The sequence below is a fragment of the Tissierella sp. genome (genome assembly GCF_031460495.1).
GTDB lineage: Bacteria > Bacillota > Clostridia > Tissierellales > Tissierellaceae > JAVKTS01.
Window position 1 is genome coordinate 331,383 of record NZ_JAVKTS010000001.1, and the last position, 15,196, is coordinate 346,578.

At 31.7% G+C, this 15,196-nt stretch carries 11 protein-coding genes; 7 read left to right on the forward strand and 4 right to left on the reverse strand.

All coding sequences use genetic code 11. The annotated features are described in order from the left end of the window. Positions 1 to 26: 26 nt before the first annotated feature. Positions 27 to 707 carry a PHP domain-containing protein gene (locus RIN63_RS01590; RefSeq protein WP_310442901.1) on the reverse strand — a complete coding sequence of 227 codons (681 nt, stop codon included), beginning with the start codon at positions 705 to 707 and terminating at the stop codon, positions 27 to 29. Positions 708 to 961: 254 nt separating this feature from the next. Between RIN63_RS01590 and RIN63_RS01595 the strand changes: the two genes are divergently transcribed. From RIN63_RS01595 to RIN63_RS01610, 4 genes are all read left to right on the forward strand, one after another. After that, entirely contained in the window at positions 962 to 2,053 is a 1,092-nt protein-coding gene (locus RIN63_RS01595) for an ABC transporter substrate-binding protein (RefSeq protein WP_310442902.1), read from the forward strand. Positions 2,054 to 2,141: 88 nt separating this feature from the next. Next, positions 2,142 to 3,788, forward strand: coding sequence for an iron ABC transporter permease (locus tag RIN63_RS01600; protein ID WP_310442903.1), 1,647 nt, complete (start codon positions 2,142 to 2,144; stop codon positions 3,786 to 3,788). Beyond that, complete coding sequence (locus tag RIN63_RS01605) at positions 3,760 to 4,710, forward strand: ABC transporter ATP-binding protein (RefSeq protein ID WP_310442904.1); 951 nt, start codon at positions 3,760 to 3,762, stop codon at positions 4,708 to 4,710. The genes RIN63_RS01600 and RIN63_RS01605 overlap by 29 nt, the downstream gene beginning before the upstream one ends. 66 nt (positions 4,711 to 4,776) lie before the next feature. Next, on the forward strand, positions 4,777 to 5,988 hold the full coding sequence (locus RIN63_RS01610) for a glycosyltransferase family 4 protein (RefSeq protein ID WP_310442905.1): 1,212 nt from the start codon (positions 4,777 to 4,779) through the stop codon (positions 5,986 to 5,988). 52 nt (positions 5,989 to 6,040) lie between these two features. Here the strand turns inward: RIN63_RS01610 and RIN63_RS01615 are convergent, their stop codons facing one another. Beyond that, positions 6,041 to 6,871 (reverse strand): deoxyribonuclease IV, encoded by an 831-nt coding sequence (locus tag RIN63_RS01615; RefSeq protein ID WP_310442906.1) that lies wholly within the window; start codon positions 6,869 to 6,871, stop codon positions 6,041 to 6,043. A gap of 198 nt (positions 6,872 to 7,069) precedes the next feature. Between RIN63_RS01615 and RIN63_RS01620 the strand changes: the two genes are divergently transcribed. Then, positions 7,070 to 7,438 carry a metalloregulator ArsR/SmtB family transcription factor gene (locus RIN63_RS01620; RefSeq protein ID WP_310442907.1) on the forward strand — a complete coding sequence of 123 codons (369 nt, stop codon included), beginning with the start codon at positions 7,070 to 7,072 and terminating at the stop codon, positions 7,436 to 7,438. Positions 7,439 to 7,457: 19 nt separating this feature from the next. Beyond that, positions 7,458 to 9,836, forward strand: coding sequence for a heavy metal translocating P-type ATPase (locus tag RIN63_RS01625; RefSeq protein WP_399323912.1), 2,379 nt, complete (start codon positions 7,458 to 7,460; stop codon positions 9,834 to 9,836). Between the two features lie 78 nt (positions 9,837 to 9,914). Here the strand turns inward: RIN63_RS01625 and RIN63_RS01630 are convergent, their stop codons facing one another. Next, entirely contained in the window at positions 9,915 to 11,654 is a 1,740-nt protein-coding gene (locus RIN63_RS01630; protein WP_310442908.1) for an ATP-binding cassette domain-containing protein, read from the reverse strand. Positions 11,655 to 12,049: 395 nt separating this feature from the next. Between RIN63_RS01630 and RIN63_RS01635 the strand changes: the two genes are divergently transcribed. Next, on the forward strand, positions 12,050 to 14,137 hold the full coding sequence (locus tag RIN63_RS01635) for a methyl-accepting chemotaxis protein (protein WP_310442909.1): 2,088 nt from the start codon (positions 12,050 to 12,052) through the stop codon (positions 14,135 to 14,137). 51 nt (positions 14,138 to 14,188) lie between these two features. On the opposite strand, the gene RIN63_RS01640 is transcribed toward RIN63_RS01635, so the two are convergent. Beyond that, positions 14,189 to 15,058 (reverse strand): alpha/beta hydrolase, encoded by an 870-nt coding sequence (locus RIN63_RS01640; protein ID WP_310442910.1) that lies wholly within the window; start codon positions 15,056 to 15,058, stop codon positions 14,189 to 14,191. Positions 15,059 to 15,196: the final 138 nt, after the last annotated feature.

Consider the following 15,196-nt stretch of genomic DNA (forward strand, 5'->3'; position numbering starts at 1 on the left):
TAATGTAAGCATTATAGGGTGGTGTATTATTTATGGCTCAAGTCCACAAATTTTTCAGTTGGAAGTAACTCTTCATAGCAATAATCAAAATTAACAAATTGTCCGTTTTTTCTCATTACAGGATGAAATTTTTTTGATCTAATAGCTTCTATGAAATCTTTATCATCTCTTATAGTATCGTAAAATTTAGTTGCATATCTACCAATCTTATCCATTATATGAGCATCGCTAGCACCTAAAGATGGTAAAGATAATTCAGTAGCAGTAGCATATGCATGTAGGTTATGGTAAGAATAAGTACTTCCATTAAAGGATTCAACACCGTCTAATAGATCAGCTACTTCATGTAGATGATTTTCTAATCCTCTATTATTATTCCTAAAAGGGTGAGCAGCAACAGCTACCCCTTTATGTTTTCTCACCAATCTGAGGAGTTCCCCTGCATGTATCTTTTCTTTAGGGATATCTTTTAAACCAAATACCAGTATATCTCCTTGATGGGTTAGTACTTCTGCGCCAACTATTACTAAGACCCCATTAATCTTAGCTGAATCACCTATGTCATTTCTAAGATGGTTATTATCATGGTTTGTGATACATATGCCATCTAGGCCTATTAGTCTTGCTGTATCTATGCATTCTTTAAAATCAATAAAGCTATCTGAAGAGTACTTGTTTTCATGTATATGAGTATCGATTATCATCATTATTTTGCCTCCAATTATCTTGTTATTTAAATAATAACATATAAACTGCTTTTATTAATCTGGTATAGAAAAATGTAATAGAACACCAAGTTGTTATAAAGGGTATCAATACTAGTGCTATTAATAAATATTATAATAAAATTATTATGATTAATAATATCTATAAACATTGATTGTAATATTTTGGGATGATACTATAAAGTGTAGATTAAGAAAACAGCAAATAAATATATTATAAAGGAAGAGGTAAAGATATGAAAAGAAAAAGTATAAAACTATTATCTTTATTATTGTTATTGACAATGATTTTAACAGCTTGTGGTCAAGCAAATGATAATAATAAAGATGTCGTAGAGCCAAAAGACACAGAAATAGTAGAGCAAGAAGTAGTAGAAGAAGTAGAGAAACTTGACTTTGAAGGAAGACAAATGAATGTAGTAACTACATCTGAAAAATATGTAGAGTTATTTGATGCCTTTGCACAAGAAGTAAATGCTAAAGTAGACTTCTTATCCATGTCAAGTGGAGAAGTAATATCTAGAATAGAAGCAGAAGGCGGAAAACCAATGGCAGATCTTTGGTTTGGCGGCGGAATTGATGCCTTTATGGCAGCAAAAGATTCTGGCTTATTAGAATCTTATGTTCCTAAAGAAGCAGATAAGGTTCCAAGTCAATACAGAGACTCAGAAGGTTTTTGGATATCAAAGGGATTAACAGTAGTTGGATTCTTAGTTAATGAAGGGTTGTTAAATGAAAAGGGACTAGAAGCTCCTACAACTTGGGCAGAGTTAGCAGATCCAAAATATAAAGATGAAATAATAATGGCAAATCCAGCTATTTCAGGGACAAACTATGGAGCAGTAAAAGGAATATTGGACATGTATGGTGAAGAAGCAGGCTGGGCATTTTTAGAAAAATTAAATGCAAATATTCCATTCTACGGTAAAAGAGGTAAGGATCCAGAAGAAAAAACTGTAGCAGGAGAGTTTGCAATAGGAATAATACCAGCAGATAAATCTTCTTTTGATGCAGCTACAAAAAACAACTTGACTGTTGTATATCCTGAAGATGGTATACCTTGGGTACCAGAAGGAGTAGCAATATTTAAGGGTGGAGAAGGAGAAGATATAGCAAAGGCTTTTATCGACTTTATGCTAAGAGATGACAATCAAGAAAAACTAGCAGAGTTAGATGGTAAAGATGGAGCACAAATGATTAAAGAAGGAGTCGGCGGTTATGACTTAGGTCTACCGGTTGACAAACTAATTGATCAAGATATCTCAACTTTTGGAAGCATGAGACAAGAAATCTTAAGTAGATGGGAAAAATTAACTGAAGGAAAATAAATTTTAGGTGAAATGGTTAACCATTTCACCTTTTCATTTCTAAAGATAATCTATATAATTAGATTATAATACTTGAAAGGATAGGAATATGAAAAAGAAAGTTTTAGATTCATTAGATAAAATATTAATGTTAGCCATAATATTATCTGTACTAATTTTTATACTATATCCATTTGTTTCAGTCTTTATAACTTCTTTAATGGAAAATGGAAGCATTGATTTATCTTATTTTTCATTTGTAAAGGAAGAATCCTATTTAATAAAAAATTCTATAACTACTGGAATATACACTACAATTTTAAGTACTCTTTTTTCCATAATGATAGCAGTATATTCCTATACATCAAGCAATAAAGTTAAGAAAATAATCATGGCAATACTTATGCTAACAATTATTTCTCCTCCATTTGTTACATCACTTTCCTATATAAAACTCTTTGGAAGAAGAGGGCTTGTTACTTATGGATTATTAGGATTATCTATTTCACCTTATGGGCAATTAGGAATAGTATTGATGCAAAGTCTAGGTTTTACTTCTATGAATGCAATCTTGCTTATAGGATATTTAAACCAATTGGACAAAACCCTTATAGAATCAGCTCGCTCTTTGGGAGCCAAGACTACAGATATTATTAAAGATATTATTCTACCTCTCATGGGACCATCAATAACTGTAGTTATGCTATTATCTTTTATAAGGTCATTGGCAGATTTTTCAACTCCAAGGATAATTGGAGGTGCTTTTAATGTCTTGGCAACAGAAGCATATCTATCTGTAATAGCAAAGGGAAATATAAGAAGAGCAGCGACTATTTCAGTTATATTGTTTATTCCAGCTATTTTAGTCTTTGTATTATATATGACAAAATTTAAATCAGTAGCTATGAGTCAACATGGAACTAATTCAGGTGAAGGTATAAGTCTAAAAAGACAAGGGTTTTTATATAATATCATGAAAATTGGAGCGACATTTTTTCTGGTTTGGATTTTAATTCAATACACTTCAATTATTATGTCAGCTTTTACAGATATGTATCAGGGAAAGATGTATTTTACCTTGGATCATTTTAGGGATAGTAAGATAAGTGTAATGACTACATTTCCTAGAACAATATTAGTATCATTAGTGGCTGGTATAGTTAGTTCAGTTATTGGGCTTATATTAGAATACTATGCTTTTATTAGAAATTATAAAATAGCCAAGATAATAGATTTTATAGCTACAATGCCATATATTGTACCTGGGACATTTTTCGGGATTGGATATATATTAGCTTTTAATAAAGCACCATTAGAATTAACAGGAACTCTTTTAATAGTAATCTTAAATGTTACCTTTAGACAACTACCTTTTGCTTCAAAGGTAGGATATTCTACCTTGACTCAGATAAACAGAGATACTATTAATTCTGTGAAAGATTTAGGTGGACATAATCTTCATGTAATAAAGGATATTATTCTTCCTTTAAGTAAAAATGGTTTATTTATTTCTTTTGTAAATGGATTTACTTCAACTATGACAACTATTGGCTCAATAATATTCTTAATATATCCAAAACAAAAACTAGCTACTATGGTAATGTTTGATGTCATAGAATCAGGAAAGTATGGGGTAGGCTCAGTCATAGCATTTTTGATTATATTAATCTGTCTTATGGTAAATGGACTATATTTTTTCCTAATATCAAGAAAAAGGAGGAATAAGGATGTTTCTTACGGTATCCAACCTAACTAAAATATATGGAGATAAAAAAGTAGTAGATAATGTTTCCTTTCAAGCAGAAAAAGGCAGTATTACCTGTATCCTTGGACCAAGTGGCTCTGGGAAGACTACGATATTAAGGTGTTTAGGTGGCTTTGAGAACCCAGAGTCAGGAAATGTGACTCTTGATAATATAGATATATTAAAACTAAGCCCAGAGGAGAGACCTATATCAACAGTATTTCAATCCTATGGCTTATTTCCACATAAATCAGTCATAGAAAATACAATTTATGGGTTAAAGTTTAAAAAGATGACTAGAAAAGAAGCAATAAAAGAAGGACAAGGGATTTTAGAAATGGTTGGTTTGAAAGCTTATGATAATAGAAGGATAAATCAGCTTTCTGGTGGAGAACAGCAAAGAGTTGCCTTGGCAAGGTCTTTGGTAGTAAAACCAGATTTGTTGCTATTAGATGAACCCTTTTCAAACCTAGATGCTAAGTTGAGATTAGTTATGAGAGAAGAAATTCAAAGAATACAGAAGGTGTTTGATATAACAACTATCTTTGTAACCCATGATCAAGAAGATGCTTTTTCAGTGGCAGACCAGATTATCTTGATGAATAAGGGGAAAATAGAACAAATATCTTCACCAATGGAGATATATAATTATCCAAATGGAGAATTTCCATTACAGTTTATTGGCCGTTCCAACATAAAAAACACAAATGGACAAGTAGAATTTGTAAGACCAGAAGGCATTAAACTACATGGCAAACCAATGGAAAACACTATAGAAGGAAGAATAGAAAAAAGAATATTCAAAGGAGCTATATTAGAATATCATATATCAACTGGAGACACTGAGTTTATAGCAATAGAACTTTCAAGGGATAAGATATATAGTGAAGGTGATATAGTATATTTAGAATTTGGGTATAAAGAGATAGTATAGATTTTAAAATGTATCTTCATATTATATAGATAAAAAACAAATTCACATAGAAAATAGGGAGGAAAAATGAAAATATTACATGTATTAGCTCAATTACCTTCTAGAACTGGATCTGGAGTTTATTTTTCTAATTTAGTAGAAAACTTTAAGAAATATAATTATGAACAGAAAGTTGTTTTTGGCACAGAAGATGATTTCAAATGGGATCTTTTAGATGAAAAGGACATATATCCTGTAGAGTTTAAAACAGAAGAACTACCTTTTCCCATAGTAGGCATGAGTGATATTATGCCTTATGATAATACTCTTTATTCTGAGATGACCGATGAGATGTTTGATAAATGGATAAATGCTTTTAAGAAAAGACTTATATCTATTAAGGAAAAATATAGTCCAGACATAATCTTTACTCATCATCTTTGGATATTATCCTCAATAGTAGCGGAGATTTTTACTGATTCAAAAATAATAGGAATATGCCATAATACGGATATGAGACAAGCTCAAATGAATCCAGCAATTTACAATAAATATGCTAAAAATTTGGGAAAATTAGATTTAATCTTTGCTTTATCAGAGAATCAAATAGATGAAATAGCAAACATATATCAAGACATAGAAAGAGATAATATAATCTCTGTAGGTGGAGGCTTTAACCAAAATATTTTCTTTTTTCCTGAAAAAAAGGAATATAATGATAAAATAAGATTAGTTTATTCAGCTAAAATAGATCCATCCAAAGGGATATATGAATTATTAAAAGTATACAAAGAATTAAACTTAGATGATGTAAGCTTAGATATAATAGGTGTTCCAGATGAGAGAAACAAGAAAGAATTAGAAAAGTATATTAAGGATGATAAAGGTATCAAAGTATATAATGTAAAAGATCAAATAGCCTTAGGTGAAGAACTTAGAAAGAAAGATATATTTCTAATGCCTTCTTTTTATGAAGGATTAGGACTTATGGCTATAGAATCTTTAGCATCTGGTTTATATGTAGTCACTACAGAGATAGAAGCATTAATGACCCTTTTGGGTAAGGATATAGAGGAATCTGGAATAATAAAATATGTTCCACTACCTAGAATATATGATGTAGACAAACCTGTGGAAGAAGATTTACCGAAATTTAGAGAGAATCTTAAAGAAGCTATACTTACTCAAATAGAAAAAGTTAGAAATAGAAAAAGTTGTTTAATTGATGAAAAAGATAAGATAAAACAATTTTCCTGGGAATCCTTAGTGGATAAAATAAATGAAATAATAAAGCAGTAAAGCGGGTTCAAGCTTGAATTATTTACTTAAGGGACAGTCTTGTCCCTTTATCTCATTCAACCAATTCCCTTAGCAATTTTATTTCCTTCGCATGACCATCTAGCTCATTGGGTGTCTCTAGATAGAATGGTAAAGATTTTAATCTCGGATGATTAATAATCCGAGACATAGGCTCCAATCCAATGTTTCCCTCACCTATTTTTTCATGTCTATCCTTGTGACTAGAAAAAGGATTCTTTGTATCATTTAAGTGTATTGCATAAAGCTTATCAAGACCAATGATTTTATCAAATTCCTTCAATACCCCATCTAAATCATTGACAATATCATAACCAGCATCGTAGATATGACATGTATCCATACAAACCCCCACTTTTTCAGAGAGAATAATACCATCAATAATTCTTTTCAACTCTTCAAATCTACTTCCTATTTCTGTTCCTTTACCTGACATGGTCTCTAGTAGAACTATGGTCCTTTGCTCAGGCTTTAATATACCATTTAACATATCAATTATATATCCAATTCCAATCTCCACACCCTGTCCTACATGACTACCAGGATGAAAGTTATAGTAATTATGCGGAAGATATTCCATTCTTTTTAGATCATCCTCCATTATTAGCTTTGCAAATTCTCTTGTTTCAAGTTTGTTTGAACAAGGATTTAAGGTATAGGGGGCGTGTGCTAGTAGCTTGCCAAAATTATTTTCATCCATTAAATTTAATAATTTTTTTATATCCTCAGGATCTATATCCTTAGCCTTGCTTCCTCTAGGATTTCTTGTAAAGAACTGGAATACATTAGCTCCTATCTCCAAGGCATTTTTACCCATAGCTTCGTAACCTCTAGATGTAGACAAATGACAACCGATTTTAAGCATATTTTACCTCCAATTATTTTAATTATATATTATAGTAATACCCAAAAAGCGGGGTCAGCCTTGATTTATTTACTTATCTTAGCATTGTTTATATTTTATTAAATTATATTGACATAGATTAGATTAGAGCATATAATATGATATATGAACAAGTATTCAGATGTTCATATATCATATTAACAAAAGGGTGGTTTTTTTATGGAAGAAAGAAACAATATTGATAGTTGCAGCTGTACTGTAATACACGAGGATGTTGTCAATAGGGTAAAAGCACACATGCCTCAAGAGGAAACACTTTATGATTTAGCTGAATTATTTAAAGCACTTGGCGATAGTACAAGGGTTAGGATACTATGTGCCTTATTCCAAGCTGAAATGTGTGTTTGTGATATTGCTGCACTTTTACATATGACCCAATCTGCAATTTCACACCAATTGAGAGTTTTAAAACAAGCGAGACTAGTTAAGTACAGAAAAGATGGTAAAGTAGTTTATTATTCTTTAGAAGATGAACATGTTAAGAGCATATTTGATCAAGGTCTAATTCATATTAATGAGAAGAATTAATGACAGGGGGATTATATTTATGGAAAAAGCAATAATTAAAAAGGAATTTATCCTTGAAGGATTAGATTGTGCACATTGTGCATCTAAGATTGAAGAAAAAATTGGTCAAATTGAGGGAATTGGTTTAGCTAATGTGAATTTTGTAACCAAGACTCTAACCTTAGAAATAGAAGAAATAGACAGGACACAAGAACTAATTCAGGCAGCAAGTGAGATGGTACAAAAAATTGAATCTCATGTGAAGATAAGAGAAAAACAAACAGGAAAAATACTAAAAAAAGAAGTACTACTGGAAGGCTTATGTTGTGGTAACTGTGCTGCAAAGATAGAAAGGGAATCAAACAATATAGATGGTGTCAAGTCTGCTGTAGTGGATTTTGTATCGACAAAGCTTATCATGGAGATAGATAATCCATCCAAAGAAAATGCTATTATTGATGATATTAAGGAAATAGTTAAAAGAATAGAGCCTGATGTTAATGTAATTGTTCTTGAAAGCAAGAAATCAAAGGAGCATACTCACGCTCATGACCATGACCATGATCATGGTGATTCTAGTAAAGAAGAAATAATTAAATTTGCAGTCAGTGCTGCAATTTTTGTAGCAGCAACTGCAATGAAGCTTCCAAATGCTGTAACCCTAATGTTATATCTCATAAGTTATGGAATTGCAGGTGGAAAAGTAGTCCTAAGAGCACTTAATAATATTCGTAGAGGGCAAGTATTTGATGAAAACTTTCTTATGAGCATAGCGACTATTGGTGCCTTTTTTATTGGTGAGTATGCTGAGGGTGTTGCAGTTATGCTTTTTTATCAGGTTGGAGAGATATTCCAAGGTATAGCTGTTAATCGCTCAAGAAAATCTATCACAGCCCTTATGGATATAAGACCTGATTTTGCTAATCTTAAAATAGGGGATGAGCTTAGAAGAGTTGATCCTGAAGAAGTTAGCATTGGTGATATAATAGTAGTAAAACCAGGTGAAAAGGTGCCCCTTGATGGTAAGGTTATTGAAGGAAACTCCATGGTAGATACATCTGCCTTAACTGGAGAATCAGTTCCTAGAGAAGTAGTTATAGGTGATAGCATTTTAGGTGGAGTTATCAACAAGAATGGTCTCTTAACAATTGAGGTAGAAAAGGAATTTGGAGATTCAACTGTTGCAAAGATACTAGATTTAGTCCAAAATGCAAGTAGCAAGAAAGCCCCTACAGAGAACTTTATAACAAAATTTGCTAGATATTATACACCATTTGTTGTTTTCTCAGCAGCTTCCTTAGCTATAATACCACCACTTCTTATAGAAGGTGCAACATTCTCTCAGTGGCTTTATAGGGCTTTATCTTTCTTAGTAGTGTCTTGTCCATGTGCTTTAGTTGTATCAATTCCTCTTGGCTTCTTTGGGGGAATAGGTGGAGCTTCGAAGAATGGAATTCTTGTAAAAGGTGGAAACTACCTTGAAGCCTTGAATAATGTTGAAGTTGTTGTTTTTGATAAAACAGGAACACTGACAAAGGGTGTATTTAAAGTAACTGACATAAAGCCACAAAATAATATTTCTAAAGATGAACTTATAGCCTTAGCAGCTCATGCAGAAAGCTACTCTAATCATCCAATAGCTACTTCTATTTTAGGAGCTTATGGTAAAGAAATAGATAAGGAAACAATAAAAGACTATGAAGAAATACCAGGCCATGGCATTAGAGTAATAGTTGAAGGCAAAGAAGTTTTAGCTGGAAACAATAGATTAATGAGTAAGGAAAATATACTATATGAAGAGTTTGAATCTATAGGTACAGTAGTTCATGTTGCTGTAGATAAGGAATATATAGGATATATAGTAATATCTGATGAAGTTAAAGAGGACTCAGCTAAGGCAATAAAAGCTTTAAAGGCAATGGGTGTTAAAAAGACTGTTATGCTAACTGGGGATAATAAAATAGTAGCTATGAAAGTTGCCAAGGAGCTGGGACTTGATGAAGTTCACGCAGAACTATTACCTGACCAAAAGGTTGAAAAGCTAGAACTTTTAGATAAAGAAAAATCATCTAGAGGTAAGCTGGTATTTGTAGGGGATGGTATAAATGATGCACCTGTATTAGCTAGGGCAGATATAGGTATAGCAATGGGTGGAGTTGGTTCGGATGCTGCCATAGAAGCAGCTGATGTAGTTATTATGAATGATGAACCTTCAAAAATTGCTACAGCCATTAAAATAGCAAAGAGAACAAGAACAATAGTAGTGCAAAATATAGTTTTTGCTTTAGGTATCAAAGCAATTTTACTAGTACTTATAGCTCTAGGCTTAGGTACTATGTGGGAAGCAGTCTTTGGAGATGTTGGGGTAGCAGTACTTGCTATTTTAAATTCAATGCGTGCAATAAAAACAACTAAATAAGATGCAAAATTGAAATAAAAACTCCTGTAAAATTTACAGGAGTTTTTTAATAGATTGTTTTAGTTAAAAGTGTACGGTCTATAGTAGCTTAATTATTGATTCTAATTCTTCGGATAAAAGCTTTGCGAGTTCAAAATCATAGTCATTTAAAGCCAATTCTATTTTTCTTTCAACTGCTTTTTTCTTTTGTTCAATTTCTAAATAGTCTTTATCAAAATGATTTTCATAAATCATCTTTCTAAATTTTCTTGTACTAATCTTTCTAATCTTCTTATCTTCAATAAGTAAAACAAAATCCATACAATTTACTATAGAATAAAAATCATGAGAAACCATTAGAATTGCGCCATTATAGTTTATTAAGGCCTTTTCCAATGCTAGCTGTGAATAAGTGTCCAAATGACTTGTTGGCTCATCGAGAAGCAACATATTTGCATTGCTAACGGAAATTTTAGCTAATTGAAGTATATTTTTTTCTCCACCAGATAAAGAGCCTATTTTTTGATGCATAAATTCTTCATCAAAACCATAGCTTGAAATACAAGCGCCAATCTCTTCATAGGTTTTAAACCCAGCATCGAAGAGTTCTTCAGCAATGGTATTAGAATCAGTTAGCATTTCATCTTGAAATTGAGATAAATAAGCAACTTCAATATTTTCATTTATGACAATAGACTCATTGTTGTTTCTAAATATTTCTCGAAGCAAAGTGGTTTTACCGCTACCATTTCCACCGATTAGGGCTACTTTATCAGTTGATTTTATCTCAAAGTTAATACTTTCTAGTAGCACATCATCAAAGGCAAGGTTATAGTCATTGACTTTTAAAGCAATAGTTTCTTCTATTTCATTATCCGTAACTAAGCTTATATCCGGTTGATTAATATATACAAAGGGTGATTTAATCCTACGAGCTTCCAATCTTTCTTGAATTTTAACTCTAGCATTTAGTGATTTTCCTCTAGCTGCTTCAGTATTGAAGGTTGCAATAAATCTTAGTTTATCAATTATTTTGTCATTTCTCTCAATTTCCTCAGCATCTGCATGAGCTAATTCTTGTAATTTAATTTTGCTTTCCAGTAGTGAAAAGTTGTAATCAATATATCTGCCATCAAACTCTTGGAGCTCCATATTTTCAAGGTGCAAGATTTTATTAAAACAATGATTTAACAGAAATCTATTGTGAGTAATAACTAGTAGTATTCCTTTATGTGAATTAATTAGGTTTTTAAGTGAAATAAGGTTATCTAAGTCTAAAAATACATCTGGTTCGTCCATAATCATTAAATCTGGGCTATTTAACATTTCCTTAATTACTTGAATAAGTTTGAATTCTCCACCACTAAGCTGAGAAATCATTAGATCTTTATGTTTGATTAGATTTGCTAAACTTAGTTTCTTATTAATATGGCTTTCAAAATCATCTCCACCAATGGCATCAAAGGCATCTAAAGCTTGCTGGTACTTTTCTAATAAGGGATCAATATCTGAAGATGTTTCCATTTCAGTACAAATTGAGGATATTTCATTTTGTAGCCTAATAAATTCTTCGCCGATATATTCCAAGACTGTAATTTCTTTTGTCTTGTTTGTTTGGGAGAACTGGCTTACATATCCAATTCTACAATGGGGATCAATCTCTATTGTTCCATCGAAGGTATATCTTTCAGGATCCATAATCAAATCCACCAAAGAACTTTTTCCGCTGCCACTTGTGCCTATAAAAGCACAGTGCTGACCTTCTTCTAATGTAAATGAAATTTTATTATATAGATCCTTTTGTGGAAATGAGTAGGATAAGTTATCAACTTTTATCATATATATTATCACCTTTCTTTATCATAAAAAGAGCTTATAAAAGTAAGCTCTTTGATATATAATCTGCCCAATTGCAATTTTTCTATTTGATTTTATATATTATGACTTCTTGTGAGATCACATTTAGTAGCATAACATTTTTTAAGACTGATTACAATTATTTTATTTAAATAAAAATCAAGATTAATAGATTTATTATTGATCTTAGTTCAAAAATAAATTTCGGCAAATAGTTACAGCAAAATTCTATATTGAGTTGACTTAATATGAATTTCCATATATTATGTAATATGGAAATTTATTAAAACTGTTGCTTGTGCTAAAAATATCACAATAGATAGTAGTATCAAATATTTATAAAGAAGACAAATATCATACACGTGAGGAGAAAACAAATGAAGACAATTCGTCAAAAGTTAGTGATTTACACATTAATACTAGTTATTGTACCCTTAATTATTTCTACAGTAGCGAGCAATATTTATATGCGACAAAATTATGAGAAAGAACTGGAAGAAAATAATAAGCTACTAGCAAGTTCTATCTCGGACCAGGTAACAGCATTTATAAAGGAGGGTTATTCCCTTACAGAGCAAATTGCTTTAAGTAGTGATATTAAAGGTTTTGAGCCTAGAGATCAAAAGAATACACTGATGAATGTTTATGATAAACATTCTTATTTTGATTTGCTATATGTTCAGGATGCAAATGGTATGCAAACAGCTAGAACTACTGGTGAGCTGGGAAATCGTGGTAATCGTTGGTGGTTTATTAAGGCTATGGAAGAGCAAACTGCCTTTGTAAGTAAATCCTATTATACTTTAGCTACAAATACCCCTGTTACAACCATAGCTATGCCTATATATGGGGATACTAATAGAATAGTAGGTGTTATGGCAGCAGATATAAAGTTAACTGAACTTCAGGAACGAGTGCAGAAATATAGTGAGGGTAGTAGATTTGCCTTTATTATTGATGGTGAAGGCGTAGTAATAGCACACCCTGATACTGTACAGGTATCAGAATTATATAATTATAGAACTTTGAAAAAGACAGTCTTAAAGACAGATAGTAGCGGAGCAGTTATTGTTGATGAAAGTGGCAACCAAGTGACAGAGGAGCAAGATATTGAAGTTCCGCAGACATTGATGGAAATAACCGAGAAGGCTCTAAATGGAGAAAGTGGATCAGACACATATAAGGATAATGATGGAGTAGATGTGGTCAGTGCTTATCAAAGCATTACTCTTCCAGGGGTATCAGATAATTGGGCAGTTGTTACTGTAGAGAACAAAGATGATGCTATGGCATTCATCAATGGAACTGGAGTATTTAGTGCTATGATCGGTATTGTCTCAATTATCATAGCTGTAGTGCTTATTACAATAGTAGCAAGTAAAATTGCAGGTCCAATTAAAAAGTCTGCTGATTATTTAGAAGTAATTGCAGAAGGTAATTTCATGGTTGAGGTAGACAAAGAAATGCTATCAAGGAAAGATGAAATTGGTATTATTGCAAATGGCATTCAAACTATGAAGGATTCTCTTAAGGATTTAGCCATGAAAATTACATCGGAATCAATGAATATACAAAATAGAGTTGAAGATGTGGTCAGTGAAGTTAATGAGTTGAATGATAATCTGGAAGGAATATCTGCTACAACGGAAGAACTTTCAGCAAATACAGAGGAAACAGCTGCAGCTTCGCAAGAAATGACAGCAACTTCTATGGAAATAGAAAGAGCAGCTCAATCCATTGCTGAAAGCTCTGGAAAGGGTGCGCTTGCAGCCAAAGATATTAGTGAAAAGGCTGAAACTACAAAGGAAAGAATGGATTTATCTCTAGAAAAGGCTACAGCTATTTTACTAGAGACTAAGGAAGAGCTTGAGAAAGCAATTGAAGAATCCAAAATTGTTGAAGAGATTAATGTTCTTTCAGCTTCTATTATGGGAATAACTGAACAAACAAATTTATTGGCTTTAAATGCAGCTATTGAAGCTGCAAGAGCTGGGGAAGCAGGAAGAGGATTCTCTGTTGTAGCTGATGAAATCACTAAACTTGCAGAGCAATCAAAATTAGGAGTTAATAAAATTACAGAAGTAACAAGCCATGTAATTTCAGCGGTAAATAATCTTGCAAAAAATGCAAATAATCTTCTAAACTTTGTTTCTGTGGATGTTGATAATGATTATAAAAACATGTTAGATGTTGCGAATGAATATCGTAAGGATGCAAAGTTTGTTGAAGATTTGGTTCTTGAGTTTAGTGCAACTTCTGAAGAACTACTAGCTTCCATTGAGAATATGGCTCAAGCCATAGATGGAGTAGCTGTAGCATCTAATGAAAGTGCAAGTGGAACTACAGAAATTGCTATTAGAGTCTCTGATGCTAGTGTGAGATCCAATAGTGTAATGGAAAAGGTAACAGATACAAAGGTAAGCTCTGATAATTTAATAGAAGAAATATCCAAATTCAAATTTTAATCAGAATACAAAAGAATTCACCCATCCTCTGATCTGACCCAAAAAATATAGCTAAGTCGAAATGGACCTAGCTATATTTTTATTTAGAAAACTTAAACTTCTTTCTAATAATTCCATAGTATTAGATTTCTCCACATATCTATCAAAATCATGTACATCTGATGATACAAGAAATAGCTCTGATTTAGGAATCAACCTATGAAGGGATTTTGATTCATCACAGGGAACATCAGGATCATAAAAGCTGTGGGTAAGAAAAACTGGTGGATAATCCTGATAATTATTAAATGTTCTTAAAGAGTATTTTAATAATAAATATTTAATTGGTTCATCATAAATTAATGACAACCATGTACCTTTTTGACGAGCATATACATATAGAGCGTATCTACTATTGATTGATTTGTCTTCTTTACTTAATATATTATTAATTGATTCTTCATCTATTTTAGGCAAACTATTATAGTGGGGATTTGGAGTACTTGACCAAAATTCTTCTAAAAAACCGTATCCATAATATGATAATATTCCAAGAGGATTTTCCTTATATTTTTCCCTTGCAGCTAATAAAGCAAGATAAGCACCAGCAGACCTACCCCATAGAAAATATGATATATCAAGGTTGAAAAACTTATATCGATTATCAAGATACCAATTTATACAAAATATTACATCTGAGAGGATATCAGGCAATTTGTATTTGGGTGCTAATCTATATTCAAAAGATATAATAGCATAATTGTTTTCACAAAACTTTTCTAAATGTAGATCTGGTAAATCATTTGGATTCCCATATAACAATCCACCACCATGAAAATATAATAAAACTGCTTTGGGTTTAATTCCTTTATTTTTGTAAAGGAAAGCATTTTGATGATCAGATATCTTAATGTTGATTATTTCAAATGTATTTTTTTTCATATAAATTACCATCCTATATTTAATATCTATTTTTAACAATAAATATTAATCTTATTCTATCATTTAATTTCTCTTTCTATCATTGTACAAAGTTAACAAAAACCATAAACATTATTATCTAATATGGACATAGATAAT